A 25,998-nucleotide genomic window follows, 5' to 3' on the forward strand; every position below is an offset into this window, starting at 1 on the left:
GATATGGCAAGAGTTTGCTACAACTGCAAAACAGACATGCCGCCAGAAACGGAACATTATGAAATTAATGATGAAGTATACTGCACGGATTGCGTCAAGGCCCATCCATACACATCGTACAGCTATTACATTAACGACGAGTATGTAGGCGGTTCGGAAGATGATCATACACGGTACGTAGAATCCCTGGATGACGAATATGAAGGCGAAGAGGATGGGGAGGGACAACAATGACAGAACGTAACTGGCAAGAGGATATGGACAAGGTTAATGCGTTCAAGCATGCAAGATCCTGCGTGAATATTCCAAAGTATCAGACTATGCCTAGTATAGAACCCCCTTATGAACCACTTGAATACTGGCTCCAACAATATGCAGCACTTGAAAGGGAATACGAACGGTTTCAACAGGTGGCTAAGGGTTGGAACGATGATTTAACCGCCGCTGAATCCCTTATACAACAAAAGGATGCAGAGATAGCCAGTTTACGCAGTGGAATTGAAAAAGCTATAGCTGAATACGAGCTTCATGAAGAGCCAGGAGCCGCAGCAGAGTGTATGTGGCAAATACTCTACACTCACGGCACGGGAGACACCCCATGATAAGAGCCTATACCTCTATATTAGCTTCTGTACTGTTGTTTATAGGTGTAGTGCAAGTAGATAGGTATATGTTGATTGAGAGGATTGAACAGAATAAATTGAGCGAAGGAAGGATTTTGGATGTCAGATAACAACGACATGGTAACTGCTAAGAGTTTTTGGGTTTGGACGAAGAAAGCAGAAATAAAGAACCCAGCGCATTCTCGCGAAGGAGATCCAATCCATGAAAGATATCTCTATGAGGCTCCTAAGTTTATGCTGGACGATGGATTAATACAGGACTCGGCAGATTCGCCGCGTGAGGGGCAGACAAGTATATTCGATTTTATGTAAATTACAATGGGAGGGCTATGGATGGAGGCGATGCAGATGGAATTATTCCCGACAGCAAACAGGTCAGACATGCAGGCAACTCGGAGCCTTTTGAATCGGTACACCAGGATGCGTAAAACCGTTGATAGCCTGTCCGCTAGGAATGCAATAGGTGAGAAAGAACGACTGGTTATGGAGGAATACAGACGGAAAACAGAGGCTGTAGAAATGGCTGTGAGCCTTATTATGGATGACAACGTTCGCCGGGTAATGGAGTTCCGATTTATCAGAGGGAATACACGCTGGGGTACTGTGAGTCGGTTCAGTAGTATAACAGATCGATCAGTTGATAGGCGAATTGTACGAGGAGTAGAATCCGTGGCTGAGACGTTAAAGCTGATAGGTCTTATTTGAATAATTTATATTAAAAAATTGAAGGCTCAGCTTAGAATGCTGAGCCTTTTTAGCATTAATTAGGATAAACCCACGAAAAAAAGCTTCTAATCCCGATTTTGAAAATGTAAAATACTTTTATCATATATAAATAAGGGGATAGGGGCATGATTAGTATTTTTCAAATTATTAATACTGGTTGGTTCGGATCAATAGTGGGGATTACTGGGATTATTTACTCGGTTTATACATTCCGTAAACAGAAAATAGGACCCCGATTCTGTTATCAAACATCGACATTAAAAGTAATAGGTGGATACTCAGAACAATTTAAGCAAGATGAACTAGAAATTTTCTTTGAGGGAGAAAAGGTAGATGCAGTATCAAAAACCCAGATTGCTTTCTGGAATTCTGGATTTGGCACCATAAAAGGAGAAGATATAGTAGAAAGAGATCAGCTAAGAGCAAAGTTTTCCGAAGACAGCAAAATACTGAGTATGAGTATTGTTACCCAATCTAGAAATGTGAATAGGATTGAGTTGAATAAAAACAGTGAGAATGAAGTGTTAATTAATTTTGAGTTTTTGGATTCAAAAGATGGAGGAATTATAGAAATAGTTCATACTGACACTAAGTCCAGACCTAATTTAATTGGTACTGTCAAAGGTTTGCCTAATGTATTGAAGGATAAAGGGGATATTGTTCCTTATCCTATATTACAAATTGAAGATGGAGTAGTGAAAAAGAGAAAAGCATCAATATTAAATTTATTATTTATAATTATTCAATCTGTATTGATATTATTTCTTTACATAGGCTCTATTATCAGCTATTTACTAAATAAATTAGATAATGGAATTATAATAATTACAGTGATGGTGACTTTAATGTTTATAATCGTTTGTTACCTAACATTTAAAAATAGAATAAAGTTTCCTAAAAAGATATATCAAAAAAAGAAGGTAGATCATGTTGAAGAATAGATAAGACGCAGATAAAAAGATTAGTTCGCGTCTGTAGTACGTCTGTAGTATGTCGGCATGGTGTCTGTAGTTCGGAATTAAAGTAGGGACATAGGGTTAACGCCCGGGTGTCCCTGCTGTCCCTTACCACGGCAGGACTCGTCCATACTGAATCAGCGTTGAAGCCTGTTGCGGATCAGAGCGTAAAGGTGGAGAGCTGTAGCACAAGTAGCTTTTAGATGTTGCGGCGGTATGGAAGCGGGGAGGGAATAGGTTAGAGTCCTTTCCAGGCGCTCCGCCCGGGCGCGGTAGAACTACGGGCAATATCAAATAAGCAAGCATAAGGGCATCGGTATACGGTGTCCTTTTTGCTATGTACAGGAGGAAACAAACGATGGCACAGAATTACGCGTATCTCGATCAGTACGGCATCTTACATCTGCATAACCAACAAGAGGCGGCGAAACATGGTAAGCATGTAGCAACTGAACTGCAAGCAGATGAGAGCGGCTATCCAGTAGTAGAGGGCAACGGTGTAGTCTACTACAGTAATGAGGATGCAGCATACATCAAAGGTAACCGTAAAGATGGACAACGTATCAGTACGCCGGCTGTAATTAAGCAACTGGCAGATCAACTCAAATAGGAGGGCACAAATTGGAACTGGTAAAGGTAAAGAACGGATTGCTGACTGAAAAGTATACTACAGTTCATCATGAAAAGGACTACCAGTACAACGCACCGCACTATTTTGAGGTTCATGACCATGGCGGTAATGTCCTAGGGATTGTTCATTTCCAAGAAGGACCAATCCAAGAAGCTGGAGTAAATGGAGTAACCAACGAAGATTTAATTGCTATGGTTCTTGCACGTCTTGAAGGATTCCAAAACAGTGAATTTCGATGCCGTGATAATGCAGTCGTAATCACAAAGCTGGAAGAAGCACTTCTGTGGCTTAGAAAACGGACGTTGGAACGTGAAGCCCGGGGCGTGGAAGGAACACATACCATTTAAATGTAATAGGTCGGGTGCATAACGCACCTTACCTTATTTGACACATACAGGATTATAGCGGTTCGATTCCGCTCTGTGTCTTATTAAGTGATATACATACAACTGAGGCAAAAAAACAAAATGATATCTGCGAAGAGGATAAGGAGAACATTTGCTCTTTCTTTATGGAGGAAAAACATCCCAATATGTCGAAATATGAGTCATGGGGGTGATTGATTTGAATCCAGTTGAATATGCGGAAAGCAAAGGGTGGAAGAAAGTTGACTTCGGAATTAAATTTAAACAAGAACTTGGACCGCTCGAGCAGTTTAAGGGCGTGGAGCCGCGAGAGATTAACGCAACGAACTTTGGTGGGGAAAATGCTAAGCTTATAAAAGAGGACGATGGGAAAGCTTATTTCAAGTCTTATATGGAGCTTATGGAAAACCACAATAAACAGTACGATAAAGAAAATGAACACTTGGAACTAGAAATTGTTATGATCAATGCAGAGTGAGTGATAATATTTTTGGGTTATAAGTCGTTATTAGAGGAGGGACAAAAAATGGAATGGGCTAAAGAAGTAGATTCTCACATTAAAAAATTCCTATCCACGAGACAGGAAGGCGTTGCCATCTTGAATGAGTTACTTAAGGATTTTAGGGAGTTAGGGATTCAAGGCAAGGTAGAGAATGTAACTGACTCTCCTTTGACTTGGCATGTGCAGTTGGACGTCAGGGATATAGGCATTTTAAAGTTCGATATCCAATATGCTGACATAAAAAAAAGTTCTGGTGAGTACAACGAAGTTGGATCTTGGGTAAAAAAAGAACCGAGTAGTGAAGAAAAGGTAGATCTATTTAGGAAAGCAATAGTTTCTCAGGTGAGAGATAAATTAAAAATTTAGTGAGTCGCCAATAGGCGGCTTTTTTATTTGCTGAAAGGGTGAATTCAATGGGAATAGCGGAAGAACTTGAAATGACATGTGAAGAAGTCGCAGCCAGTATCGCTAAAGAGTACGGGCTCAATAAGAAAGAACAGCGTTTGTTTGCCTACTTATTGGATGATAACAATAGCAAGAACGTAGGTGACATTTGCAAAGCGCTCAAAACCACTCCCATGACGCTCATTGGAAAAACAAAGCCTTCACTTGATAAGAAACTTGACCAAATTCCAGACAGCGATGGTCCTGAAGTAAAACTTATCGTTCGAGGATTGAACGGTGGTAATAAAGAAAAATAGGGATTTTTTCTCCTGACGGTGGATGTAAACGGCCTAGGTTATGGAGAATGACCAGATAAGGGAGGAAACATCCATGAAGAAATGCGGGGCATGTGGATATACATTCATGGAAGGGAGAATCCAACCTCTTTTTGCTGAGGACCGGACTTTAAGTGCGTTTTTGGCAAGGAAAGAAATATGTTATTGGGAAGAAGTGTGTATGAATTGCGGTTCGAACAATATAGAGTACATCACACATGAATTGCAGTGGCGCACTGAAAAACCTCCTGATTCTCCACAATAGCGCAAAACCAACTCAAATAACATGCCGGGGGTGGTGAAATGTAGTCATGGATTGGTCAGCAATTAGAGAAGAATACGAAACAACGGATATCTCCTTAACGGACCTAGCTGATAAACATGGTATCAAGTATCCGACCATCAAGAGTCGGAAACAGCGGCAAGGTTGGGGCAAAGATGCATCCGAATCCATAAAAGATGCGTCCAACGTTAAAGATGCATCCCAAAAAAGACGCGGCCCGCCCAAGGGTAGCAGAAACGCAGCGGGGCATGGTGCTCCGAAGGGTAATAAGAATGCAGTTGGCAATAAAGGTGGTCCCGGTGGCCCTTATGGGAATGACAAGGCTGTGACGCATGGGTTCTTTCGAAAATACTTCCCGCCCCGCACGCTTGAGATCATGGAGCACATAGCAGAACGCGAACCCATTGATCTAATATGGGACAGCATTATGATTCATTACACAGCGATTATAGCCGCCCAACCGATTATGTATGTTGAGGATAAGGAAGATGTGACCAAGGTTCTGACTGAATCTGCCGATAATGCCTTTGGTGGATCTGAGAAGTGGGAATACCAGCACGCTTGGGATAAACACGCTGCTTTCATGAATGCTCAGAGCCGCGCTATGACCACGCTACAAGGACTCATTAAGCGGTATGAGGAAATGTGCAGGCTTGGTTATGCCGATGAAGAACAGCAGCTACGCATCAAGAAACTCAAGGGTGAAGTCGAGAAGATCAGTGGCGAAGAGAAGAAGCAGCCTATACACATTACAGTTGATTATGGTGATGCGCCATGACTGCGGTAACCGTTTCGTTCAATCCGAATTTCAAGGAAATGAACTTCACTCGAAAGCGTTACAGAGTATTCAAAGGCTCTGCTGGTTCTGGCAAGTCCGTAAACGTGGCTCAAGACTTCGTTATCAAGCTTTCAGATTCACGTTATAAGGGCGCCAATCTTCTTTGTATCCGCAAGGTCAATGACACTAACCGAAACAGCACATACGCTGAGCTACAGGCTGCAATCAATCGCATTTATGGTGACCAAGTGGATGATTATTGGGATATGCCTCAATCGCGCTTGAGTATAAAACATAAATCTACTGGCAATGAAGTCATTTTCCGTGGTGTTAACGATGCCAGGGACCGGGAAAAACTTAAATCAATCAACTTTGCTCATGGAAAATTGACGTGGATATGGGTAGAGGAAGCAACCGAACTCCAAGAATCAGACATTGATATACTAGATGACCGGCTGCGGGGAATATTGGATAACCCGAATCTGTATTATCAGATGACTTTCACATTTAACCCGGTATCCGCCACTCACTGGATCAAGGGAAAATACTTTGACACTGAGCATGAGGATATCATAACGAATCATAGCACGTACCTGATGAACCGTTTCATCGATGATGCTTACCACCGCCGTATGATGCTCCGTAAAGAACGGGACCCAGACGGATATAAAATATATGGTCTTGGTGAGTGGGGCGAATTAGGTGGGACGATCTTGTCTAACTATACAGTGCATGATTTTGATACATCATTCGCCATGTTTGACAGTATGACATTCGGGCAAGACTTCGGTTTCAATCATGCGAACGCGATCCTCACTGTCGGCTTCAAAGATGGTGAGATTTTTATTTGCAACGAAATATACGTACATGAGAAAGATACAGGCGAAATTATAGCTTTAGCTGACGGGAAGCTGGATAAACGGATACCGATGTATTGCGACTCTGCCGAGCCTGACCGTATCAAGACGTGGCGCAATGCTGGGTATAAGGCTAAGGCCGTGGTGAAGGAACCGGGCAGCGTAAACGCCCAAATTGACTGGCTCAAGAAGCATAAGATACACATCCATCCAAGCTGCATTAACACAATTAAGGAAATGCAACAATGGAAATGGAAACATGACCCTAAAACAAACACCTATACAGATGAACCGGTCAACTTTTTTGATGATGCAATGGCTGCTCTTCGGTATTCGGTTGAGGGGATGCGTAGAGGGCCTACATTTGAGTTTTAAGGATGTGCATGATATGAAATTCCCTAAAACATTGTCACAGTGGTTGGATGCCATTACTGACAATGTTTATTTGTTGTTCTTGGCTTACTCAATATTCTATGGATTCACAGGTAATTACCGCGCTGCTTACGATGCAATGATTATGACGGTGTTATTTCTAATTCTCAAAAAAGTAAATAAGAAAGGAGGCTAATATGACCAACACAGAAGAAGTAATCTACAACCTTGAAAAGAATGCTCCTATGACCAACCGTGAGATAGCGCAGCAAGAGGTAAATGACTTCAAACTCACACAACGTTATCAATGGATGCTGACTGGGGAAGCTTACTACCGTAACCAGACAGAGATTCTTAAACACAAACGGTATATCATCGGAGAGGGCGGCGCCCAAGTCGAAGCCAAGAACCTGGCTAACAATAAATTGGTTCACGGATTCGTCCGTAAGTTAGTTGATCAAAAGACCGGGTATTTATTATCTAAGCCGATCAGCATACAAACAGATGGTCCGAAAGAATACAAAGAACAATTAGATAGTTTCTTTGGCAAACCATTTTTGCGTCAACTCAAGAATCTTGGGAAAAACGCTATTAATAAAGGTATCGGCTGGCTGCAAGTCTACTATTCCGAAAAAGGTGAGTTGAGCTTTAAAGTGATTCCGTCAGAACAGTGTGTTCCGCTGTGGAAAGATGGTGCCCATACGGAGCTAGACAAGATGATCCGATTCTATCCGATGGAAGTCTATGAGGCCAAGACGAAAAAGACTGTTCATATTGTAGAGTTGTGGGATACTGACGGTGTGATGAAGTGGGTACAGGATACTACAATCAGCACCGATCTTATGCTTTACGAGGAATTAAAAGAGCATTTCACAGCGCAAACGAAGAACGGTCAGGAGAAATTGAACTGGGAGCGTGTACCGTTCGTCCCATTTAAGTACAATGACGAAGAAATGCCGTTGGTGGAAATACTCAAGACACTTGTTGATGATTACGATAAACGTATGTCGGAGAACGCCAATAACTTGGAGGACTTACCCAACAGCATTTATGTCATCAAGAATTACGATGGTACAGATGTGGGTGAAATGCGGCGTAATCTGTCTCAGTTGCGCGTGGTCAAAGTGGCGGACCCGGGCGGTGTAGATACACTTAGTTTGGACATCGATACTGAAGCATTCAGTAATCATATGGAGAAGCTCCGCAAGAGCATTTATGAGTTTGGCCGTGGAGTTGATACGCAGTCGGACAAGTTTGGTAATAGTCCGTCTGGTATTGCGCTGCGCTTCTTGTATGGCGACTTGGATATGGACGCGAACATTATCGAGACAGAGTTTCAAGCCAGCCTCGAACAGTTGCTATGGTTCGTAGATCAGCACCTTGCTAACACGACAGGAAATGATTACGCGGAGTACGAGGTCGATTTCATCTTTAATCGTGATATTTTGATAAACGAAACCGAAGCCGTCACAAATGCCAAAGACAGTGTAGGCGTCATTTCTGACGAAACCATTGTGGCTAATCATCCATGGGTAACCAATGTGCAGGACGAACTGGACAGGCTCAAAAAGGAAAAGAGCGATGCTATGACTGTGGCAGAAGACCAGCCTTATGGCGGTACGGGTGGCAATCCTGCTGGGACAGAACCTAAACAGGATGTTCCGTCATGAAGTCCGAGGAATACTGGTCTAAACGCATGGATGCCCTAAACGAGGCGCAACTGGGTAAAGGTGATGCCTACGTTAGGAAGATGGAACTGGAGTATGCAAAGGCCAATGCGTCCATTCAAAAAGATATTGACGTGTTTTACCAGCGGTTTGCGAAAAACAACGAGATCAGCCTAGCGGAAGCACGGCAAGTGCTCAAAGCGGGGGAGCTCAAAGAGTTTAAGTGGACCGTTGAGGATTACATCAAGGCAGGCCGAGAAAACGCTTTGGACCAACGATGGATGAAGGAACTTGAGAATGCATCCATAAGAGTGCGTATGACTCGTTTAGAGGCCTTGAAATTGCAGTTGCGCCAACATGTCGAAGTCCTAACCGGAAAGCGTCAGGCAGGCGCTAAAGAGCTTATGGGAGACATATACAAGGATGGGTACTATCATTCCATTTTCGAGCTCCATAAAGGCACAGGGCTAGGTGCTACATTCTCCAAACTGGACAAACGGCAGATTGAGGCGGTCTTATCGAAACCTTGGGCTGCAGATGGTTCAAACTTTTCAGCACGGATCTGGAAAGACCGTGACAAACTGGTGCATGAGCTTCAAACTGTGCTTACACAAGGCATGATACGCGGCGATACACCGGACAAGATGATTAACGCCCTATCTGACCGTATGGGGGTATCACGTTCAGCGGCGGCACGGATCATCCAAACTGAATCAGCCTACTTTGCTGGCCAGTCTCGTATGGATGCTTATAAGGAGCTAGGTGTAGAGCAATACAAGTTTACAGCTACCCTGGATAAACGTACATCATCTATCTGCCGACACATGGACGGAGAGGTATTTGCGGTATCCGAGGCTGAGGTGGGAGTCAACTACCCACCGTTGCATGCTTATTGCCGTTCTACCACAATTCCGCATTATGAGGACAATGTCCAAGAGCGAGTTGCGAGGGGCGAAGACGGCAAGAATCAGGCTGTACCGGGTGATATGACCTATGAGCAGTGGGAAAAGGAATACGTTAAGCCGAGCGCGCCGAATGAACCCACAGAAAGCAACGTGCCAGATCCTGAGGTTGAAGAACCTGGAGGCAGCTTTAATCGGAAGTACAATCCTAAAGCTTCTTACCATGTTGATCTGCCAAACGTATCAGAACCGGTATTGGAAAAGTTGGCTGAGGTTAACCGTAGCCTAGCTCGGGAAGGTCACAAAGCTGGCAAAGAAATCATGGTCATTATGGATCAGACAGCAGGCAAGAAAATCGGTAGAGCTGATGGTATCATAAACAAAGTTACATTTACTCCCGAGATACACGAATCGCTTATCAAGGCACCGCCGAATAGCGTAATCCTGACTCACAACCACCCGAGAGGGACGAGGGTAAACGTTAAGGATATTCGCAACATGGCGATTTATCCGGCTATATCTAGTCTGCTTGCAGTTGGACATGATGGCGGAGTAAGTGGAGTGTCATCCAATGGTAAATCATCCGATCTGCTTGTGTTTAATAATGTGCTGGAATCCACTGCTTTGACCGCTCTTGAGCAGTTACAAAGCAGCGAGAACTATGCTACAATGTCAGAAACAGCAAGAAATGAGTATATGGATTATCTATGGCTACAGTTAATAATCAAGGAACTGGGGTGGACGTATGTCGAAGACTTCCAAGCAGCCAAAGCGGACTATCGGTTTAATCGATGATACGCCGCTGAAGTTGGATTTTACTAAATCGCCTGAAGAAATTGCTGCTGATATGCTAAGGCAAGTCAAAGAGCCATTTGAAAAACAAAATAGTAAGGATTAAAGCCTGATTGCACATTTAGATGCAGCAGGCTTTTTATTTTGCGAAAAATACAAGGAGGGGCAGACATGAGTGGAGTTGTAAAGGCAGACGCACTTTCCAGTGCTGAGGTCATTGACATCTTAAAAGAGAAAATAGGGTTTGCCGGAAAACCTACATCGAACATTTGAGTGGCAGTATGAACTAAACAAGACTGGAAAGTTGGTTATTGATGATCGGGTTACGCTTTATGACAACGAACGAGCAATACAAATAACCATTGACTTGGCAATAGCCTTTTTCATCCCGTGGGAGCCGATTAATAAATTTAAAGTAGCGGTAAACAAACATGAGTATCCGCGAATTGAATTGACTACATTGTGCGTATCTCCTACTGGATGGGCGAGTATAAAAGCGGAACTACCTTATTGAGTTTCTAGGTAAATCACCGCCGTTTGGTATTGTGGGCGTAAAACACAAGACATCACTGGCCGAGACCAGGTTAAAAAACGAAGATGAAGGAGCGGTATGCAATGAATAAAGAGCAATTTGTCGCATTGGGATTGACCGAGGAACTGGCTACAAAGGCGGCTACAGCATCGGCGGAAGAGTTAAAGGGGTTTGTTCCTAAAGCTCGATTCGACGAGGTTAACGATGCAAAGAAGCAGGCTGAGAAGGACAGGGACAGCGTAGGTGGTCAACTGGAGGAATTGAAGAAGTCTGCTGGAGCTTCCGAGGAATTGAAGACGCAGATTGAAAAGCTTCAGGGGGAAAATAAAACCACCCAAGAACAGTATGAAGCCAAGCTGAAAGAAATGAGCCTGAACACGGCGCTCAAACTGGCGTTGAACGGTCAAGCACATGACCCGGACATTGTAGCTGGGCTGTTGGACAAAACGAAAATCGAACTGGACGACAACGGCGCTGTAAAAGGCGGCTTGGACGACCAACTCACTGGCCTACGCGAAAGCAAGGGCTTTTTGTTTGTGCCAAAAGAGGAAGGCAATACGCAACCGACTTTCAAAGGTGCTAAACCAGCAGAAGGTGCAGGGGCTGGCAATCCACCAGCGCCATTGAAAGGTTATGACGCAGGCAAGTCAATTGCCGAGCAAAGAAACGGGAAAGGTAGTGAGTAAAAATGAATTTGAATCCACGTGTTAAAGAGTATGGATCACAAAAGGAGATTCTGTACGTCGTAAAGGGCTCCATTGAGAAGATCGGCGGTGTTACGTTGGACGGCACCAAGTTTGCTGTAAACACACTTGTTCCAGCGGGTACGGCGGTCAGCATCCAAGCTAACGGGCTGGCTAAACCATTTGCGGACGCAGACACAGGCAAGGTTTATCTCACATCACATGACGTATTCACGGGCGATGCAACCACGCAGAACGTGATCGTAGGCGCATGGGCGGAAGCTTTGGTTGTGGAAAGCAAGCTTACAGGCGTTACAGCAGCATTTAAAACAGCAGCAGCCGGACGTTACCGTTACTACTAAAACAGGGATAAGGGAAGGGGATTATATAAATGGGTATTCTTTCATTAGATCAATTTAAACAACCGGAATTCATGGGGTATGTGGAAAACCGGCTTATACCAAAACAGTATCTTCTTAAAGCTATCAGTGCTACCGATACGAGCTACGATTTGACTTTTAACTATGACGTGTTTACACAAACCTATGCACCAAGCGCCTCCATTACTGGGTGGAACTCGGGTGCTCCGTTGCGGGACAAACAAGGGTTAAAAACACTCACTCAAGAGGTTGCTAAGATTCAACATGGCTTCCGCTTGGATGAGGGCGAACAACTCAAGTTTACTAATCCGCGTGTTGAAAACGAACGTCAACGGGCTATTCAAAAAGTCTACGATCAAACAGACGAACTAATTGAAGGTGTAAACGATACAGAGGAATGGTTGCGAGCGCAGGCAGTTTACAACGGGGTTATCGTGTATAACAAAAATGATGTGCAGATCAATGTAAACTTTGGTCTAACGGCTAAGGTAACGCCAACAGTTCTATGGTCTGACCGTGCAACTTCCACCCCTTTGGATGACTTGAGGGCAGCGATTAAAGCATACAAGGATATCAATGCAGGCCAAGCACCACGTTATATTGATATTTCCGGCGATGTCATGTTGGATCTGGCTCTTAACAATCAAACTCGCGGGGCGTTGTTTGGAGTCAACAGTGCTATGTTACCTACTCGGGAACAAGTGCAAGCAATTATTACACAAATTGCAGATGCTCCGATTACAATCCGAGTGAACGATGATGTGGTTTCCTTGGAAGGTGCGGCACCAACGCGGCTGCTGGAAGCTCGCACCGTGGCACTGTTGGGGGAAAAACCAATCATCACTGTACAGGGCCCGACAATTGAAAAGAACTTCGAACCAGGCATTTACGTTACGCCTATCATTAAGCAAGGCCCGCCACCATCTGAAGAAGTATACGTTGGTGAATCTGCTTTCGTAGCTGTACAAAAACCATCTCAAATCTACCGTCTGTCGGTTTAATAGGAGGAACTTATATCATGGCAAACAAAAAATACAAGGTACTATCCCCGGTGATTCAAGCCGGGGTTATTGTGAATTCTGGCGAAATCGATCTTGATGATAAGTATGGAGCCAAACTAGTTGAAAAAGGCGTACTCGAAGAAGTAACACCAGCAAAGAAAGCAGACAGCGCAAATAAAGCTGAAGCAGATAGCACCAATAAAACCGAATAGGCTGGTGAGCGATATGGACCCGAAGCGTCTCGAAGCCTTACTCACTAAGCTTAAGGTTCTGCTGGGCCTGCCAGTGACTGAAACAGATAAGGATGTGCAGTTGTCTTTTGCCCTCAACTTTACGATTGATGGCATTAAGAACTACTGCAATATATCCGACATACCGGAGCAATTGGAAAATACGATGCTGCTGATTGCTAAGGACTATTACCTCAACCAGTTTGTGGCTCCGGCCGCGGCTGGTGAAGGTGAGAAGAATGTTCAAAGCATCAAGCGCGGCGATGTGCAATTTACTTTCTTTGCGGATGCCAAACAGGGTGTGGAAGGTACGGCCTTTATTAAGGCGTATGGCGCGCAACTTAACGCATTCCGCAGATTGAGGTGGTAGCATGCAACTGGGCAATCCAGCAACTGAACGCAGGCTGCTTGAAATGACCTATACGGGCGTTTGCAGGGTAGAGGGACAGATAACCTACAAAGACCCGGTAACAGGCACTGAGAGACCGCGCAAAGGCGTTATATTCGACAACCAGCCGTGTGCATTGTCTCAAGCATCCTTGCCGAGCGCTCAACAGATGGACACAAACAACGATGTCGCATATGATGGCAAACTGTTTATCTCGCCTGATATTGTTATTCCGTCCGGAAGTCGTATTTTTGTTACGCAGGACGGTATGAGTTATGAGTTTCAGCAGTCAGGTGAGCCGTTCATATACCCGACCCACCAAGAAGTAAAAATGAAGCGGGTTGGTAAAGCATGAGTTTTGCTGAATTTGATTTTTCAGAGTTTGAACAGCTAGGCAAGAGCCTGCGAAAGATGCAAGCCGATTATCCTCGCTTTGTGGAGGATTGTATAAGAGAACTTGCCAGCAGGCTTTTAGCTAAGACAGTAGCGAGGACTCCCGTAGATACGGGAATGCTCCGGCGTAATTGGCAACTGGGACCTGTAGAGCGTGTAGGAGGGGGTTACAACATCGAATTGTTTAACCCTATCGAATATGCGCCTTATGTGGAATATGGGCACCGTACACGGCTACACACGGGCTGGGTGGAAGGTAGATTCATGCTTACCATCTCTGAACGAGAGTTGGAACGCGAATTGCCTGCGCTCATGGATCGTAAGCTAAAACGCTTCATAGAGGACCATTTGAGGTGATGCAATGGAAGATGTAAAAAACGGAATATTGAAGTACCTGAGCACCTTTCAAACGGGTGTCCCGGTGTACGACGAAAGAATTGAGCAGGGTTTTCATGAACCGTGCTTTTTTGTGTTGATCATTGACGGCGCGCAGAACCGGGAATTTAACCGCCGCTACATGCGGACTGATAGTTTCGACATTCACTATTTCCCAGACCCAGACAACCCGGAGAAGCGCCGTGAATGCGAAGCGGTGGCTGATCGCCTATATGAGGAACTGGAATACATCCAGTGGGAAGGCAGCCTGTACAGGGCGGTTGGGCTGAAACACCAAATCGTTGATGATGTGCTGCATTTCTTCTTGGATGTGAATGTTCATTTAATGCATCCAAAGGGACCAGAAACAAAAATGAGGACTTTAAAACAGGAGGCTGGTATACGTGGCTGATAACCAAGAAACAGAAACCGGGGCAACGCCTGTTGTGGCACCTACGAAGAAAGAGACGGCAACGTCTGCAGCTTCGGTAGAACCCCGTTTTGCCAAAGAGCAATTTCAAGATTCGCAGCAATTTACGCAAATTGAAAAAGATACACTAAGCGTCCTACTTGAAGACGGACAGAATTACACCATCGGTGAAGCTAAACGTGTTCTTACCGAATGGTTAGTGAAGGAGGTTAAATAATGGCCGGTACTTGGGTTACACAGAACAAGGAGCTGCCTGGCGTATATACCAACGTTGTTTCTGAGCCTAAGCCGCTAGGCACGTTAAGTGATCGTGGTACCGTCACCCTGCCGTTGACATTAAGCTGGGGGCCAGCAAAACAGATCATTACTATCGATGCTGGCGACGATATCTCAAAAGCATTGGGATACGATGTTACACACACAAGCCTTCTGCTGGTTAAGGAGGCTCTTAAGCGCGCCAAAACGCTACTGGTGTACCGATTAAACGAAGGGACAAAAGCTACAGTCACAAGCGGCAATCTTGTTGCTACAGCGAAGTACGGAGGCGTGAGAGGTAATGATATTTCAATTGTAATTCAGGCTGACATCGATACGCCTTCTAGCTTCAATGTTCGGACTTTGGTTGAGGGCCGAGAAATGGACTTGCAGAAAGTTGCGAACATTGACGGTCTGGTAGCTAATGAATGGGTGAGTTTCAAGGCATCTGCTACTGATAAAACACTGGCAGCTACGGCAGGAGCCCCATTAGCTGGCGGGGCAAACGGCACTGTAACCAACGCAGATCATTCCGATTATATGGCCTCCATTGAGACTCAAGATTTCAACACCGTAGGAGTTCCATACGATGACGCAACCCTGAAGCCTTTGTACACCACCTATGTTAATCGCCTTCGCAATGACGAGGGCAAGAATGTACAGGTGGTTCTACCAAACTACGGCGCAGCAGATAGCGAAGGAGTAATAAATGTCACGAACGGCGTTATTCTTTCAGACGGCACAGCGATCGACAAGGTTAAGGCAGTAGCTTGGGTGGCAGCAGCAACAGCGGCGGCCAACGTTAACCAGTCGCTTACTTATGCTGACTACGATGATGCGGTGGATGTAGATGTGAGATTCACCAACCGCGAAGCAATCGCAGGTGTGCAGGCCGGTCAATTCTTCTTTATCTATAAAGGCGGCAAGGCCAAGGTACAGCAGGATATAAATACATTCCGTAGCTTTACGCCTACAAAAAATAAAGATTTCCGCAAGAATCGCATTATTCGTACACTGGATGGAATTGCAACCGATTTGCAGAGAGTCTATGAGAATTCCTATATTGGTAAGGTTGATAACAATGCAGATGGTCGGAACCTCTTCAAGAAAGAAGCCATCTCGTTGTTCGAACTAAACCAAAGTATTAACGCCATTGAGGAATTCAATGGACAAACAGACGTGACTATAGTTGCTGGGACGGACAAAGATGCACTTTACGCTGAATACTTCGTTAAGCCTGTAGATAGTGCGGAAAAAATCTATCAGAAAGCGCGGGTGAGATAATATGGCGTACTTAAAAGCTGGAGATACAATCTCTGGTCAAGAGGGACGAGCCTTTGCCACGATTAACGGTAACGTAGAAGAAATGTTTTACATCAAAACCCTTGAAGCTACGGCAGAGAAGGAAAAGACCGATGTCAAAACACTCGGCAAGCGCGGCACCCAGCACAAAGCCAATGGCTGGAGCGGTTCGGGCAGCATGACGATTTACTACACAACAACAAGATTCCGACAACTAATGTTGGATTATATCAAGACAGGCAAGGACACCTACTTTGACATTATGATCGTCAACGAAGATCCTTCTTCGTCTATTGGTAAACAAACCGTAGTTCTGAAAAGCGTGAACCTGGATAGTGTGATCATGGCTAAAGTCGATACCGACTCCGAAGTTTTGGACGAGGATATCGACTTTACTTTTGACGACGTGGATGTACCTGATAGCTTCAACGCCCCTACATTGGGAGCCTAATTTAAACTAAAAGGAGATTAATATAATGAGCGACTTGACTTTGTTTTACGCGGAGAATGTAGAATCTGAGATTACTGAGGAGATTGCCCTTTCTGAGCGTTTTAAGGATGCGGAAGGAAAACCATTATTGTGGAAGATTCGAAGCGTTTCAGAGAATGAAACAACCTTAATTCGAAAGGAATCTGCTAAAAAGGTAAAAGTGAAAGGTGTTTACCAGACTGAAACTGATTCTGATCTCTTTACAGCGAAATTGGTTGTAGCTGGAGTTGTTTACCCTAACCTCAAAGATGCTGGACTGCAAGCGTCTTATGGTGTTATGGGGGCGGACTCGTTGATCCGGAAAATGTTGCTTGCCGGGGAATATACTACGCTCATCGAACGTATTCAGACGCTGAGTGGATTCGACAGAAATATCGACGACTTGGTGCAACAAGTAAAAAACTAATAAAGCAGGATAGCGGGGAAGCCAACTATGCCTACTACGCCCTCCATGAACTCCATATCCTGCCGCACGATCTCATGGCAATGAGTCAGCGGGAACGCGCTGCAATTTATGCCATGATTTCTTATCGGATTGACAAAGAGAAGGCAGCGCAAAAGAAAGCAAAGAAAAAATAATAGACGTTCCCTGAATGGCTTGGTAGAATGATGGTAAAATCTACCCATTCAGGGAGGGCCATTTGTGAAAAAAGTCCTGACTTTATTTTTGTTGGTTATTTCATTAACGATTGTGTCTGCTTGTTCTCCTGCTAAAGAGGAAGCGGCTACTCCTACTCTTGATGATTATGTAAAAGCTTATACTGATGCAGGGGCTATAGAGCGCGGTAAATCGCAGTACGAAAATGGGAAGGCTTCCAACGGTAAAATTCTCTATTTGGATAACAGCCCTGTTCAAATTTTAGAATACAACTCTGCGGAAGATGCCCAAAAAGCAAAAGAAGAGATATTTTTTCTTAAGGATTGGTCTTCCAGAGGAACGATACTATTAAAAACGAACAGCAAAGAAGCTCAGAAGATATTTGATGAACTGAAGTAAATTGGTTGGAAAGACACCTTAGCGGGTGTCTTTTTTTATGCCAGAAAGGAGGGACGATGGCAACTGTATCAGCAAGTCTCCAACTATTCGACAATTTCTCACAACGTTTGAACACGGTTAATAGCGCTGTACAAGCCACAACTAGGCAGATGGAAAGGTTAAGAACTGCGACAAATGCACACATGAGGTTTGATATCCAAATTGCTAATGAGGCAATTTTAATGAATCAGGTCAGGCTCATCAGACAACGAATACAAAGCCAACTAAGGGTTATCCAAGCTCGTATACAAATTGAACTACCAGCGTCATTGCAAGCGATGTTTGGCAATCTTCAAATGCTTGTGTTGCGTCTTATTCGTGTTGTCCGGCAACTCAGAACCAGTAGCGGAGCGAACGCAGCAGAGTTACAAGCCGCTTTAGCGCGAATAGCGGACCTAGAACGAAAAATAGCCCAATTGCAAGAGCAAATAAACGGAAGCTTGAGAAGAGGCGAAGGTGCATCGTCTGGCTTGCTGGCTAATCTGAAAGGTATGGCCGCGGCATACTTGTCGCTTCAAGGACTTAAGGAATTGTTTAGCGCTACTGTAGGTGGCGCAATGGATCAGCAAAAGATGGAGGACATGTTCATCGCGCGAACAGGGCAGGAAGATGTAGGGCGTGCGATGTTTGACCGCTTTAAGAAAAACGCATTGGAAGCTGGGCAAGATGTAAATGAGTCCTTGAAGGGCAGCCTTTCCTTTTTCTCAGCAACGCAAAATGTTGATCAACTTGAGAAATTAAACAATCTCGCCCAACGATTGAATGCCTTTGATAGCGCGGGGAATGGCATGGAAGGTTCAAGTTTTGCCCTAAAAGAGGCAATTTCTGGGGATATTGTATCTCTTGCCGAACGCTTTAACATGGGGAAAAGCGATATCCGCGCATCCGGCATTGTGGACTTCGCTAAAAAGGGTGATATTGAAGGTTTCATTAAAGGGTTTGACAAGCTTCTTGAATCGCAGAAAATGGGGCAAAAAGCATTCGAAACCATGCTGGCGAGTCCAGCTAAACAATTGGAGACGATGCAAAACAATGTTAAATCCATGTTTGCGGATGCTGGTCGTGCTGCTACCAAGTCACTTTTGCCAATGATCCAAATGCTAAACAATGCCTTTAAGCAAGGCAAATTTGACGCATTCTTTGCTAACCTGAGTAAAGGTTTGGATTGGGTAGTACAAAATGCGATTAAAGTGTTCAATGCGATATCTCAGGTATATGGATTCATATCAAGCAATTGGCAGAACATAGCCCCTATTGTTAAAGGAGTTGCAGCAGCGTTTATCGCTTGGAACCTTGCAATGAAGGCTGTAGCAGTCACCCAAGGGATTATAGCTTTTGCCACAGGAAGTAGTACAGCCGTGATCTTTGCCCAAACGTTAGTTACTCGTGGGCTCTCTGCGGCATGGGCGACTCTAAACGCTACTATGAAAGCAAATGTCTTTATCGCCATACTGACTGTGCTGGTGGCTATTGTGACTTGGATGTACGAGGTGTACCAAACCAACGATATGGTGGCTGCGGCGATGTTACTAAAGTGGGATCAGATTTTGAACTTTTTCGATCAAGTGCCTATCTTTTTCGCAAAAGTCGGAGTCGGTATCGCTCAAGCGTTCATGAACGCGAAGGCCAGCGTTATGCAGACGATGCAAGATATGGCTAATGGTGTAATAGACAAAGTTAACGACATGATTGAGGCTCTCAATAGCACAAACATGGTACAACTTAGCTTTGTCAGTCAAACTCGATTCGCGGATGATTCCAAGATAGCTGCGGATAACTTCAAAAACAAGAGTGATGCAAAAATTGCTGCAATGGAAGCAAATGCTGCCGCTAAAGCGAAGCAAAGGCATGAAGAAACGATGGAATATACACGGCAGAGATATTTTGATAAGCGCAAGCAAAACCAAACTGTCGCAGCAGATAAACCTTTTGACTTCACCAAATGGAACGCGGCAGCTGACGCAGCTAAAAAAGCTAATGCTGGAAATGACAAAAAGAAAAACGTTGGCAAGGTAGATAAAGTAGGCAAGATCGAAGACAAGGTAGATATTTCGAGCGAAGACCTCAAGGTCATGCGGGATATCGCGGAAATGAAGTCAATCCAAAACTTTGTTACTCTTACGCCTACAGTGCAGGTCAAGACAGGTGATATAAACAACGGCGCTGATGTGGATACGATCATAAAGAAAATTGGGGATCACTTGGAAGAACAATTTGTTTCTACGGCACAGGGGGTGTACACCTAATGGAACACGCCATACTACTAAGCTACAACAACGGGGAAGAAGCATTCCGTATCCCAGTCAATCCGCCTGAAATGAGCATCAAGGAAGCTGGTGATGGATCCACATTTAAAATCGTGGACGGGGGCGAGATTAACGCAATCCAGTCACGGAAACTTACGGAGATATCCTTCGATAGCTTTTTCCCTGGACAGGCGTACCCATTCGTCAACACCGATGAATTGCGGCCAATACCTGAATATATAGCTTTAATAGACAAGTGGATGGACACTAAGCGGCCCATCCGCTTTATTTATTCTGCGATCAGTTTTGATCCAGGCGCGCAGAAGAGTCCACAGGAAATTGCTATTAACATGCCAGTGACCATTGAGGAATTTGAATGGAAGCCTGTTGCTGGTACATCGGATATTGAATACACGATATCTTTCAAAAAGTATGTGTTTTATAACGCTGTACAGGCCAAAGTTAAGCAAACAACAACCAAGGCAGGCGCAAAAAAGACGACAACCACCAAAGCGAAGGCCAAGCGGCCTAACGAAAAGGTTAAGCCTAAATCCGTGAAAGTGAAGGCCGGGGATACGCTTTGGATTATCGCTAAGAAGAACCTGGGTGATGGGTCCCGTTACAAAGAGATCCAAACGCTCAACAAGATTACAAATGCACAGGCCAAACGATTAAAGGTTGGGCAAGTGCTTAGACTGCCGGGGTGATGGGATGGATATATTCATAGATAATCGAGACGGAAACGTGTGGCAGGTGTCCGGCGAAGCGATGGCAGGCAAGGAAAACTCCGCCGGGCTGGTCTCTGAACTTACATGGAAAACCGAACGAACCGGGAGTCCAGGTAGCGTAGATATCACACTTGTTAGAGATGGTATCTATCAAAATAAAAAGTTCAAAGTTCAAAACGGGGATATTGTCCGCATAACCAAAGGCAAATACAAGATATTTTACGGCTATGTCTTCAGTGTCGAGCAATCCGAAAAGTCGGATATGAAGATCACGGCCTATGACCAAATCCGATACTTGAATGCAAACGATACCTATGTATTCAAGAACCTGACGGCTGGCGCGGTTATCAAGCGGATTGCAGAGGATTTTAAGCTGAAAACCGGAATGATAGCTGACACAGGATATAAAATCCCAGCCATGGTAGAGGACAATCAAAAGCTTTTGGATATCATCTACAAGGCTATTGACCAGACTCTTATGTCTACTGGGTCAATCTATGTATTTTACGACGACTTCGGCGCTCTGGCCCTTAAACGGGCCGCTGACATGCTTGTATCTGTATCCGTGGGTGACGGCAGCCTAATGACCGGATACGCGCTTAAAAGGTCCATAGACAGCGAGACGTACAACTATGTAAAGCTGGTGCAGGATAACAAAGAGTCAGGTAAGCGGGATGCCTACGTTTACCAAGACGGTAACAATATTAAAAAGTGGGGCAAGCTCCAGTTGTACGATAAAGTCGATGAAAAAATGAACACGGCACAGATTAAACAAAAAGCCCAAAACCTGCTTACCTTACACAACCGGGAAAGCAAAAGCTTAAGTATAGATGCTATGGGGGATTTAAGTATACGGGCAGGGTGTTATGTGCCTGTGTTTATTGATGATTTGAAGGTGAGTCAAGTGTATTTGGTCGATTCATGCACACATAAATTTTCAGGGCTTGAGCACACGATGAGCCTGGAACTGAAGGTGATCTAATGATAAAACAACTGCAGAAAATAGCGTTAGGCAGCATGGAAGCATCCAAACCAAGCGAGAGCATGGTAGGGCAGGTGACGGGAGTAGATCCGCTTGAAATTACCGTTGATCAACGACTGGTGTTGGATGCAGATTTATTGCTTGTCACAGAACGTGTAAAACGGTATGTGGTTAGCCTTACACACAGCCATGTATACAAAGATGAGACTCCAACGGAGACGGCTACCAAAACCACTCAGACGGCGTTACCCGATGTGTTGGTGATTCGTGAAGGGTTGAAAATTGGGGATGCAGTTATCTTGCAACGAATGAAAGGCGGTCAGCAGTTCGCCGTAATGGATAAGTTATGATACCAGAGGGCGGCAGCATGGTAGACGAGGAAATTGAAGAGGAAGAAATGCCCACCAAGACATATGCCTTGGACTTCACAAATGGACGCGCGCGCGGCATTGTGGATGGCTTAGAGGCTATGCGGCAAGTGGTGTATAAGATACTTCAAACACTGCGATATGAAAATCTCATATACTCCGACGATTACGGGGCAGAAGTAGACCGGCTGCAAGGGCAGAGCCGGTTATTTGTGCAGACTGAATTAAAACGGTTGGTCCGTGAAGCGCTCCTGGCGGATGACCGGATTGCGGATGTGCGAGATTTTCAATTCACGTTTAACGGTAGCGATGTTCTGGCCGAATTTGAAGTGATCACAACACAAGGTAACTTTAGAGACGAAACGGGGGTCGGAGGGATTGTATGAGGATCAAACAGAAGAAGTTATCTTAGAACGTCTGCTGTCCCGTATACCCGATACCATGGATAAACGGGAGGGGAGCGTTATTTATGATGCTCTGGCCCCGGCTGCCAATGAACTGGCCCAAATGTATGTCGAACTGGATACGAATATAAGTCTGGTTTTTCCGAACGCGGACAATGAGGAATATTTGGACTCGGCCGTGGCATGGTCCGGGATAGTACGTAAGGCAGCGACTAAAGCGCAATGGCGCGGTAAGTTTTACAACAGCCAAGATGTGCTTATGGATGTGCCTATTGGCAGTCGCTATAGTATCGAGGATTTAAACTATATCGTGCTGAGTAAATTGGGTGTCGGTCAGTTTGTTGTGGAGTGCGAAACTGCTGGTGTAGTAGGAAATCAATTTTCGGGTTCATTGTTGCCAATCGACTTCATAAACGGACTGGCTCGAGCTGAATTGGTTGACCTCTTAGTGTCTGGAGAAGATACCGAAACGGGAGAGGCGTTGTACGATCGGTACCAAGACAGAGTATCGAAACCTATTACAAGCGCAAATAAAAATCAATATGTTAACTGGGCACGTGAAGTGCCAGGGGTTGGTGACGCCAAAGTATTTCCTCTCTGGAACGGTGAAGGGACGGTAAAGGTTGTTATTTTGAATAACGACAAACGTTCCCCCTCTGTTGCAGTTGTGCAGGCTGTACAAACATATATTGATCCTACTCAAGATGGGCACGGTGAAGGTGCTGCACCAATCGGACCAGTTGTTACGGTTGTAGGGGCAACTGAAGTCGCTATCAATATCAGTACAAGAGTCGAACTTGCGCGGGATGCTACGGTGGCTGATGTAAAAGAACAATTAGAAGTAAGTATTGCGAAGTACCTTGAAGGTTTAGCTTTCTCTGACACTGATACATTAGTTAGGATTACTCGAATAGCAAACCTTATCCTTGATGTCCCACAAGTCATAGATTACTTCGACCTGACTATTAACGGGCTGACTGGCAATATACAAGTTCCGCTGGATAGCGTAGCTGTACTTGGGACGGTGGATGTACATGTCTAAGAAACTTATGTCCTATCTGCCAGACTATTATCAAGAGATTGAAGAGTTTGTGCAGATAATGGACACGGAAGATATCGAATTGGACAAGGTTAATGCCGCAATAGTAGATACATTTAAACAGTTCCATCCAGAAACGGCTACTTGGGGAATTGCTTATTGGGAACGGGATTTGAAAATAACTCCGCTCCCATCTAAACCAATTGAACAACGTCGTAGTGTGGTTATCTCTAAAATGCGAGGCAGTGGGAAAGTGTCAGCAAGCATGATAAAAAATGTGGCTGATAGCTATGATCGAGGCAAAGTGGATGTAATTGTATATCCGGCTGAATATCGGTTTGACATTAAATTTATCGGTACTTTAGGCGTGCCACCGAACTTACAGGACCTAAAGGACGCAATAGAGGAAATAAAGCCAGCGCATTTAGAGGTGAGATATCAGTTTCGATATTTGGTTATCCGCGAAATACACCATGTAATGACGATCAATGCAATAAACAGTACTCCATTAAATAATTTTGCGGGAGGTGTGCCGATTGGCTAGTAATACACCTAATTTGAGCTTATATATGAAGGACCCTGTGACAGAGGGGAATGATTTTTTTGACATTAAGACGATGATGAACGACAACTGGCGTGCTATAGACACCTTTGCAGGTTCAACAAAAGGAAGCTTGGAGAAGGCAACTAAATTTGTGGTCACGTCTGATATGTTTGGAGCCACTGGAAACAACACAGATCAAACGCAGGCCATTCAAAATGCGCTTAATTATCTTGAGAGCGTGGGCGGCGGAAAACTTGTTCTCGGTGCAGGTACCTTCCTTCTGAGCCTAGCGAAAAGCGTTCATAGTAAAGCTTGTATCCTCATTCCTAAGGGAGTAACGATAGAAGGATCTGGCATGGGCGTGACTATCCTTAAACGGCTGGAAAGCGAACGTATTCAAGACGGAGTATTGTTAGTTAACAAGGATTACGACACAAAGGGTGGATACACAGCGGCGGGTAACATTACGCTACGAAATTTCACGATTACTGATGGCGCTGTTACTGCAACTCCCAGAACATATGGGGATCTAATCGCACTGGGGCATGCGGATAATGTGTTAATTGAGCGGGTTGGATCTTTAAATCATGATCAGCATTTTGTGGATGTTTGCGGTTCGAAAAATATCACCATTCGGGATTGCATGTGTAATAACTTGCAAGATACCTATGGGAGTGCCACTATCCAGATTGACCGGGCGAAAGGGCTTGGCATTTGGGGTCTGTTGCTGGATGATACAAATCCAAGCAATGTGACTATAGAGAATAACAATATCACATCTCTATCTGAGCTCGTGTTGCAACTCGGACATGATCAATCAACTGTAGTGGATTTAAGCATAGTAGACAATGTAATTGTTTGTGCGAGCGCTGTTAAAGGGCAGATAGCAATCGGGAATGATGAAGATACTTCGATATCAACCGCTGATATTGAAGATAACAAAATAGAACTCAACAATATAAATAGTGCAGGAATCTACCTTGTTGGTGATCCAACAAACAAGTTTGAAAACATATCTATTTCCAGCAATATCGTAACGGGTAAAATGCGTGCAGCAATTTTTGTTGGCAGCTCTACGATGCCGAGCACATTTGCTAATTTCAAAAATGTATTAGTTTCAGAGAATACCGTTGATATGGACATTAGAGATTCAACTAGCACTCATTACATTTCGGGAATCCGAGTGAGTAACGGCATTAGTGCGGCGCTTTGTAATAATACTGTACGCTTCGCCTGCCAAGGAGGTGGTTATGCAGATGCGAAGATTATAAGGGCAGATAGTTTTAAAGATATTTTGATCAGCGCAAATCAAATTATAATGGCAGACTCAAATTCCCGCACGGATGCGCAATTGTATGGTATCCAACTCGAAATGGATTCTGCCATTGCTAACAGTCTCTATTGCAAAGCAAAGATAATCTCAAATATGGTTCTTGGTACAGGGTACCGATGGGGGATTTCGGAGCGCGGAGGCGTTAACGTCTCGAACTTTCTACAAGCGGTGGTTTCACAAAATAATGTGTACGATGACGCGCCGATGCAAGGGCATTACCATGAGTCTACGCCATCATTAGATGGGACCAATAACCTGCAGTTTGTAAACTTTGAATCTTTAGGTTTTGCTGCAACCGGTCCTGTATTGACAATTCAATCCGCAAAGACGTATACGTTTGTTTCGCCTATCAGAAAAAGCGGAATTACACAAACGGCATACACAACAAGTGGAACAATGTTTTTTAACCCGATTTCGGCCACGGCATTTGGTACGGATGCAGAGGAAATTGAGACAGCTTATTGGGTGGAGGGATCGACCACGAAGTTTGTAGGCACAGTATTGAGCAAGTCTGTTACAGGGAATGATGCGAATGGTCGAGTTATTAACACACTGACAATCAACACTGGTAATGCCGGCTGTAACATGGCAATCAACTCAACTGACCACACGGGTATAATTCGTTCGAATGGCTATTTAATGTTACGAATCGGAGTGTAAATTTACCAATGATATTGACTTTACTT

The 25,998-nt window shown here is 44.4% G+C and carries 37 protein-coding genes; all 37 read left to right on the forward strand.

The window, feature by feature from the left end; genetic code table 11:
- The first annotated feature begins 3 nt into the window (after nucleotides 1-3).
- The 37 genes from MHB46_RS21480 to MHB46_RS21660 all read left to right on the forward strand — a co-directional run bounded on the left by MHB46_RS21480 (nucleotide 4) and on the right by MHB46_RS21660 (nucleotide 25,972).
- Complete coding sequence (locus MHB46_RS21480) at nucleotides 4-234, forward strand: hypothetical protein (protein WP_341163342.1); 231 nt, start codon at nucleotides 4-6, stop codon at nucleotides 232-234.
- Entirely contained in the window at nucleotides 231-602 is a 372-nt protein-coding gene (locus MHB46_RS21485) for a hypothetical protein (RefSeq protein ID WP_341163343.1), read from the forward strand. Before MHB46_RS21480 ends, MHB46_RS21485 begins: the two co-directional genes overlap by 4 nt.
- A 120-nt stretch (nucleotides 603-722) precedes the next feature.
- Nucleotides 723-935, forward strand: coding sequence for a hypothetical protein (locus MHB46_RS21490; RefSeq protein ID WP_341163344.1), 213 nt, complete (start codon nucleotides 723-725; stop codon nucleotides 933-935).
- A 21-nt stretch (nucleotides 936-956) separates the two neighbouring features.
- Nucleotides 957-1,328: a hypothetical protein gene (locus MHB46_RS21495; protein WP_322159994.1), complete on the forward strand. Its 372-nt coding sequence runs from the start codon at nucleotides 957-959 to the stop codon at nucleotides 1,326-1,328.
- A gap of 146 nt (nucleotides 1,329-1,474) precedes the next feature.
- On the forward strand, nucleotides 1,475-2,290 hold the full coding sequence (locus MHB46_RS21500) for a hypothetical protein (RefSeq protein WP_341163345.1): 816 nt from the start codon (nucleotides 1,475-1,477) through the stop codon (nucleotides 2,288-2,290).
- A gap of 373 nt (nucleotides 2,291-2,663) precedes the next feature.
- Nucleotides 2,664-2,915 carry a hypothetical protein gene (locus MHB46_RS21505; RefSeq protein WP_341163346.1) on the forward strand — a complete coding sequence of 84 codons (252 nt, stop codon included), beginning with the start codon at nucleotides 2,664-2,666 and terminating at the stop codon, nucleotides 2,913-2,915.
- 11 nt (nucleotides 2,916-2,926) lie between these two features.
- The gene (locus MHB46_RS21510) at nucleotides 2,927-3,283 is read left to right on the forward strand and encodes a hypothetical protein (protein ID WP_341163347.1); all 357 of its coding nucleotides are present in this window, start codon (nucleotides 2,927-2,929) and stop codon (nucleotides 3,281-3,283) included.
- Nucleotides 3,284-3,500: 217 nt separating this feature from the next.
- Complete coding sequence (locus MHB46_RS21515; RefSeq protein WP_341163348.1) at nucleotides 3,501-3,779, forward strand: hypothetical protein; 279 nt, start codon at nucleotides 3,501-3,503, stop codon at nucleotides 3,777-3,779.
- A 48-nt stretch (nucleotides 3,780-3,827) separates the two neighbouring features.
- Nucleotides 3,828-4,169, forward strand: a complete 342-nt coding sequence (locus MHB46_RS21520) for a hypothetical protein (RefSeq protein ID WP_341163349.1) — start codon at nucleotides 3,828-3,830, stop codon at nucleotides 4,167-4,169.
- 47 nt (nucleotides 4,170-4,216) lie between these two features.
- A complete protein-coding gene (locus MHB46_RS21525; RefSeq protein ID WP_341163350.1) occupies nucleotides 4,217-4,504 on the forward strand; it encodes a hypothetical protein in 288 nt (95 codons plus the stop codon).
- Nucleotides 4,505-4,833: 329 nt separating this feature from the next.
- Nucleotides 4,834-5,583, forward strand: coding sequence for a phage terminase small subunit (gene terS / locus MHB46_RS21530; RefSeq protein ID WP_341163351.1), 750 nt, complete (start codon nucleotides 4,834-4,836; stop codon nucleotides 5,581-5,583).
- Complete coding sequence (locus MHB46_RS21535) at nucleotides 5,580-6,815, forward strand: PBSX family phage terminase large subunit (RefSeq protein WP_341163352.1); 1,236 nt, start codon at nucleotides 5,580-5,582, stop codon at nucleotides 6,813-6,815. The genes terS and MHB46_RS21535 overlap by 4 nt, the downstream gene beginning before the upstream one ends.
- Entirely contained in the window at nucleotides 6,805-7,008 is a 204-nt protein-coding gene (locus tag MHB46_RS21540; RefSeq protein WP_341163353.1) for a hypothetical protein, read from the forward strand. Before MHB46_RS21535 ends, MHB46_RS21540 begins: the two co-directional genes overlap by 11 nt.
- Nucleotide 7,009: 1 nt before the next feature.
- Nucleotides 7,010-8,482, forward strand: coding sequence for a phage portal protein (locus tag MHB46_RS21545; RefSeq protein ID WP_341163354.1), 1,473 nt, complete (start codon nucleotides 7,010-7,012; stop codon nucleotides 8,480-8,482).
- The gene (locus tag MHB46_RS21550) at nucleotides 8,479-10,176 is read left to right on the forward strand and encodes a minor capsid protein (RefSeq protein WP_341163355.1); all 1,698 of its coding nucleotides are present in this window, start codon (nucleotides 8,479-8,481) and stop codon (nucleotides 10,174-10,176) included. The genes MHB46_RS21545 and MHB46_RS21550 overlap by 4 nt, the downstream gene beginning before the upstream one ends.
- Nucleotides 10,177-10,417: 241 nt before the next feature.
- The gene (locus tag MHB46_RS21555) at nucleotides 10,418-10,687 is read left to right on the forward strand and encodes a hypothetical protein (RefSeq protein WP_341163356.1); all 270 of its coding nucleotides are present in this window, start codon (nucleotides 10,418-10,420) and stop codon (nucleotides 10,685-10,687) included.
- A gap of 101 nt (nucleotides 10,688-10,788) precedes the next feature.
- Complete coding sequence (locus MHB46_RS21560) at nucleotides 10,789-11,391, forward strand: phage scaffolding protein (RefSeq protein ID WP_341163357.1); 603 nt, start codon at nucleotides 10,789-10,791, stop codon at nucleotides 11,389-11,391.
- A gap of 2 nt (nucleotides 11,392-11,393) precedes the next feature.
- Complete coding sequence (locus tag MHB46_RS21565) at nucleotides 11,394-11,750, forward strand: hypothetical protein (protein WP_023987535.1); 357 nt, start codon at nucleotides 11,394-11,396, stop codon at nucleotides 11,748-11,750.
- A 149-nt stretch (nucleotides 11,751-11,899) separates the two neighbouring features.
- Nucleotides 11,900-12,769 carry a major capsid protein gene (locus MHB46_RS21570; protein WP_341163358.1) on the forward strand — a complete coding sequence of 290 codons (870 nt, stop codon included), beginning with the start codon at nucleotides 11,900-11,902 and terminating at the stop codon, nucleotides 12,767-12,769.
- Nucleotides 12,770-12,786: 17 nt separating this feature from the next.
- Nucleotides 12,787-12,981 (forward strand): hypothetical protein, encoded by a 195-nt coding sequence (locus MHB46_RS21575; protein WP_023987537.1) that lies wholly within the window; start codon nucleotides 12,787-12,789, stop codon nucleotides 12,979-12,981.
- Between the two features lie 13 nt (nucleotides 12,982-12,994).
- On the forward strand, nucleotides 12,995-13,369 hold the full coding sequence (locus MHB46_RS21580; RefSeq protein ID WP_341163359.1) for a hypothetical protein: 375 nt from the start codon (nucleotides 12,995-12,997) through the stop codon (nucleotides 13,367-13,369).
- Nucleotide 13,370: 1 nt separating this feature from the next.
- Nucleotides 13,371-13,742, forward strand: coding sequence for an ABC transporter ATP-binding protein (locus MHB46_RS21585; RefSeq protein WP_341163360.1), 372 nt, complete (start codon nucleotides 13,371-13,373; stop codon nucleotides 13,740-13,742).
- Complete coding sequence (locus MHB46_RS21590) at nucleotides 13,739-14,137, forward strand: HK97 gp10 family phage protein (protein ID WP_341163361.1); 399 nt, start codon at nucleotides 13,739-13,741, stop codon at nucleotides 14,135-14,137. Before MHB46_RS21585 ends, MHB46_RS21590 begins: the two co-directional genes overlap by 4 nt.
- A 4-nt stretch (nucleotides 14,138-14,141) precedes the next feature.
- Entirely contained in the window at nucleotides 14,142-14,567 is a 426-nt protein-coding gene (locus MHB46_RS21595) for a phage tail terminator family protein (protein ID WP_341163362.1), read from the forward strand.
- Complete coding sequence (locus MHB46_RS21600; RefSeq protein WP_341163363.1) at nucleotides 14,560-14,802, forward strand: hypothetical protein; 243 nt, start codon at nucleotides 14,560-14,562, stop codon at nucleotides 14,800-14,802. The genes MHB46_RS21595 and MHB46_RS21600 overlap by 8 nt, the downstream gene beginning before the upstream one ends.
- On the forward strand, nucleotides 14,802-16,124 hold the full coding sequence (locus MHB46_RS21605) for a phage tail sheath family protein (protein WP_341163364.1): 1,323 nt from the start codon (nucleotides 14,802-14,804) through the stop codon (nucleotides 16,122-16,124). The genes MHB46_RS21600 and MHB46_RS21605 overlap by 1 nt, the downstream gene beginning before the upstream one ends.
- A 1-nt stretch (nucleotide 16,125) precedes the next feature.
- The gene (locus MHB46_RS21610) at nucleotides 16,126-16,593 is read left to right on the forward strand and encodes a phage tail tube protein (protein WP_341163365.1); all 468 of its coding nucleotides are present in this window, start codon (nucleotides 16,126-16,128) and stop codon (nucleotides 16,591-16,593) included.
- Nucleotides 16,594-16,618: 25 nt separating this feature from the next.
- On the forward strand, nucleotides 16,619-17,038 hold the full coding sequence (locus MHB46_RS21615) for a phage tail assembly chaperone (RefSeq protein WP_341163366.1): 420 nt from the start codon (nucleotides 16,619-16,621) through the stop codon (nucleotides 17,036-17,038).
- Nucleotides 17,039-17,275: 237 nt separating this feature from the next.
- Nucleotides 17,276-17,629 (forward strand): hypothetical protein, encoded by a 354-nt coding sequence (locus MHB46_RS21620; RefSeq protein WP_341163367.1) that lies wholly within the window; start codon nucleotides 17,276-17,278, stop codon nucleotides 17,627-17,629.
- Nucleotides 17,630-17,685: 56 nt separating this feature from the next.
- Entirely contained in the window at nucleotides 17,686-19,914 is a 2,229-nt protein-coding gene (locus MHB46_RS21625; RefSeq protein ID WP_341163368.1) for a hypothetical protein, read from the forward strand.
- Nucleotides 19,914-20,621 carry a LysM peptidoglycan-binding domain-containing protein gene (locus MHB46_RS21630; RefSeq protein ID WP_330720096.1) on the forward strand — a complete coding sequence of 236 codons (708 nt, stop codon included), beginning with the start codon at nucleotides 19,914-19,916 and terminating at the stop codon, nucleotides 20,619-20,621. The genes MHB46_RS21625 and MHB46_RS21630 overlap by 1 nt, the downstream gene beginning before the upstream one ends.
- Before the next feature lie 4 nt (nucleotides 20,622-20,625).
- The gene (locus MHB46_RS21635; RefSeq protein ID WP_341163369.1) at nucleotides 20,626-21,624 is read left to right on the forward strand and encodes an XkdQ/YqbQ family protein; all 999 of its coding nucleotides are present in this window, start codon (nucleotides 20,626-20,628) and stop codon (nucleotides 21,622-21,624) included.
- Nucleotides 21,624-21,974: a DUF2577 domain-containing protein gene (locus MHB46_RS21640; RefSeq protein WP_250268533.1), complete on the forward strand. Its 351-nt coding sequence runs from the start codon at nucleotides 21,624-21,626 to the stop codon at nucleotides 21,972-21,974. Before MHB46_RS21635 ends, MHB46_RS21640 begins: the two co-directional genes overlap by 1 nt.
- Before the next feature lie 17 nt (nucleotides 21,975-21,991).
- The gene (locus MHB46_RS21645) at nucleotides 21,992-22,378 is read left to right on the forward strand and encodes a DUF2634 domain-containing protein (protein ID WP_341163370.1); all 387 of its coding nucleotides are present in this window, start codon (nucleotides 21,992-21,994) and stop codon (nucleotides 22,376-22,378) included.
- Entirely contained in the window at nucleotides 22,371-23,438 is a 1,068-nt protein-coding gene (locus MHB46_RS21650) for a baseplate J/gp47 family protein (RefSeq protein WP_341163371.1), read from the forward strand. The genes MHB46_RS21645 and MHB46_RS21650 overlap by 8 nt, the downstream gene beginning before the upstream one ends.
- Nucleotides 23,431-23,979, forward strand: coding sequence for a YmfQ family protein (locus MHB46_RS21655; protein ID WP_330707775.1), 549 nt, complete (start codon nucleotides 23,431-23,433; stop codon nucleotides 23,977-23,979). Before MHB46_RS21650 ends, MHB46_RS21655 begins: the two co-directional genes overlap by 8 nt.
- Nucleotides 23,972-25,972: a hypothetical protein gene (locus MHB46_RS21660; protein WP_341163372.1), complete on the forward strand. Its 2,001-nt coding sequence runs from the start codon at nucleotides 23,972-23,974 to the stop codon at nucleotides 25,970-25,972. The genes MHB46_RS21655 and MHB46_RS21660 overlap by 8 nt, the downstream gene beginning before the upstream one ends.
- Nucleotides 25,973-25,998 lie beyond the last annotated feature (26 nt).

This window comes from Paenibacillus sp. FSL H7-0703, from assembly GCF_038003485.1.
GTDB lineage: Bacteria > Bacillota > Bacilli > Paenibacillales > Paenibacillaceae > Paenibacillus > Paenibacillus polymyxa_B.

What these genes read in the sequence shown, in the direction of transcription:
- MHB46_RS21480 (WP_341163342.1), top strand. Translation starts at nt 4, where the DNA reads ATGGCAAGAGTTTGCTACAACTGCAAAACAGACATGCCGCCAGAAACG.
- MHB46_RS21485 (WP_341163343.1), top strand. Translation starts at nt 231, where the DNA reads ATGACAGAACGTAACTGGCAAGAGGATATGGACAAGGTTAATGCGTTC.
- MHB46_RS21490 (WP_341163344.1), top strand. Translation starts at nt 723, where the DNA reads ATGTCAGATAACAACGACATGGTAACTGCTAAGAGTTTTTGGGTTTGG.
- MHB46_RS21495 (WP_322159994.1), top strand. Translation starts at nt 957, where the DNA reads ATGGAGGCGATGCAGATGGAATTATTCCCGACAGCAAACAGGTCAGAC.
- MHB46_RS21500 (WP_341163345.1), top strand. Translation starts at nt 1,475, where the DNA reads ATGATTAGTATTTTTCAAATTATTAATACTGGTTGGTTCGGATCAATA.
- MHB46_RS21505 (WP_341163346.1), top strand. Translation starts at nt 2,664, where the DNA reads ATGGCACAGAATTACGCGTATCTCGATCAGTACGGCATCTTACATCTG.
- MHB46_RS21520 (WP_341163349.1), top strand. Translation starts at nt 3,828, where the DNA reads ATGGAATGGGCTAAAGAAGTAGATTCTCACATTAAAAAATTCCTATCC.
- MHB46_RS21525 (WP_341163350.1), top strand. Translation starts at nt 4,217, where the DNA reads ATGGGAATAGCGGAAGAACTTGAAATGACATGTGAAGAAGTCGCAGCC.
- terS (WP_341163351.1), top strand. Translation starts at nt 4,834, where the DNA reads ATGGATTGGTCAGCAATTAGAGAAGAATACGAAACAACGGATATCTCC.
- MHB46_RS21535 (WP_341163352.1), top strand. Translation starts at nt 5,580, where the DNA reads ATGACTGCGGTAACCGTTTCGTTCAATCCGAATTTCAAGGAAATGAAC.
- MHB46_RS21545 (WP_341163354.1), top strand. Translation starts at nt 7,010, where the DNA reads ATGACCAACACAGAAGAAGTAATCTACAACCTTGAAAAGAATGCTCCT.
- MHB46_RS21550 (WP_341163355.1), top strand. Translation starts at nt 8,479, where the DNA reads ATGAAGTCCGAGGAATACTGGTCTAAACGCATGGATGCCCTAAACGAG.
- MHB46_RS21560 (WP_341163357.1), top strand. Translation starts at nt 10,789, where the DNA reads ATGAATAAAGAGCAATTTGTCGCATTGGGATTGACCGAGGAACTGGCT.
- MHB46_RS21565 (WP_023987535.1), top strand. Translation starts at nt 11,394, where the DNA reads ATGAATTTGAATCCACGTGTTAAAGAGTATGGATCACAAAAGGAGATT.
- MHB46_RS21575 (WP_023987537.1), top strand. Translation starts at nt 12,787, where the DNA reads ATGGCAAACAAAAAATACAAGGTACTATCCCCGGTGATTCAAGCCGGG.
- MHB46_RS21580 (WP_341163359.1), top strand. Translation starts at nt 12,995, where the DNA reads ATGGACCCGAAGCGTCTCGAAGCCTTACTCACTAAGCTTAAGGTTCTG.
- MHB46_RS21585 (WP_341163360.1), top strand. Translation starts at nt 13,371, where the DNA reads ATGCAACTGGGCAATCCAGCAACTGAACGCAGGCTGCTTGAAATGACC.
- MHB46_RS21590 (WP_341163361.1), top strand. Translation starts at nt 13,739, where the DNA reads ATGAGTTTTGCTGAATTTGATTTTTCAGAGTTTGAACAGCTAGGCAAG.
- MHB46_RS21595 (WP_341163362.1), top strand. Translation starts at nt 14,142, where the DNA reads ATGGAAGATGTAAAAAACGGAATATTGAAGTACCTGAGCACCTTTCAA.
- MHB46_RS21605 (WP_341163364.1), top strand. Translation starts at nt 14,802, where the DNA reads ATGGCCGGTACTTGGGTTACACAGAACAAGGAGCTGCCTGGCGTATAT.
- MHB46_RS21610 (WP_341163365.1), top strand. Translation starts at nt 16,126, where the DNA reads ATGGCGTACTTAAAAGCTGGAGATACAATCTCTGGTCAAGAGGGACGA.
- MHB46_RS21615 (WP_341163366.1), top strand. Translation starts at nt 16,619, where the DNA reads ATGAGCGACTTGACTTTGTTTTACGCGGAGAATGTAGAATCTGAGATT.
- MHB46_RS21625 (WP_341163368.1), top strand. Translation starts at nt 17,686, where the DNA reads ATGGCAACTGTATCAGCAAGTCTCCAACTATTCGACAATTTCTCACAA.
- MHB46_RS21630 (WP_330720096.1), top strand. Translation starts at nt 19,914, where the DNA reads ATGGAACACGCCATACTACTAAGCTACAACAACGGGGAAGAAGCATTC.
- MHB46_RS21635 (WP_341163369.1), top strand. Translation starts at nt 20,626, where the DNA reads ATGGATATATTCATAGATAATCGAGACGGAAACGTGTGGCAGGTGTCC.
- MHB46_RS21640 (WP_250268533.1), top strand. Translation starts at nt 21,624, where the DNA reads ATGATAAAACAACTGCAGAAAATAGCGTTAGGCAGCATGGAAGCATCC.
- MHB46_RS21645 (WP_341163370.1), top strand. Translation starts at nt 21,992, where the DNA reads ATGGTAGACGAGGAAATTGAAGAGGAAGAAATGCCCACCAAGACATAT.
- MHB46_RS21655 (WP_330707775.1), top strand. Translation starts at nt 23,431, where the DNA reads ATGTCTAAGAAACTTATGTCCTATCTGCCAGACTATTATCAAGAGATT.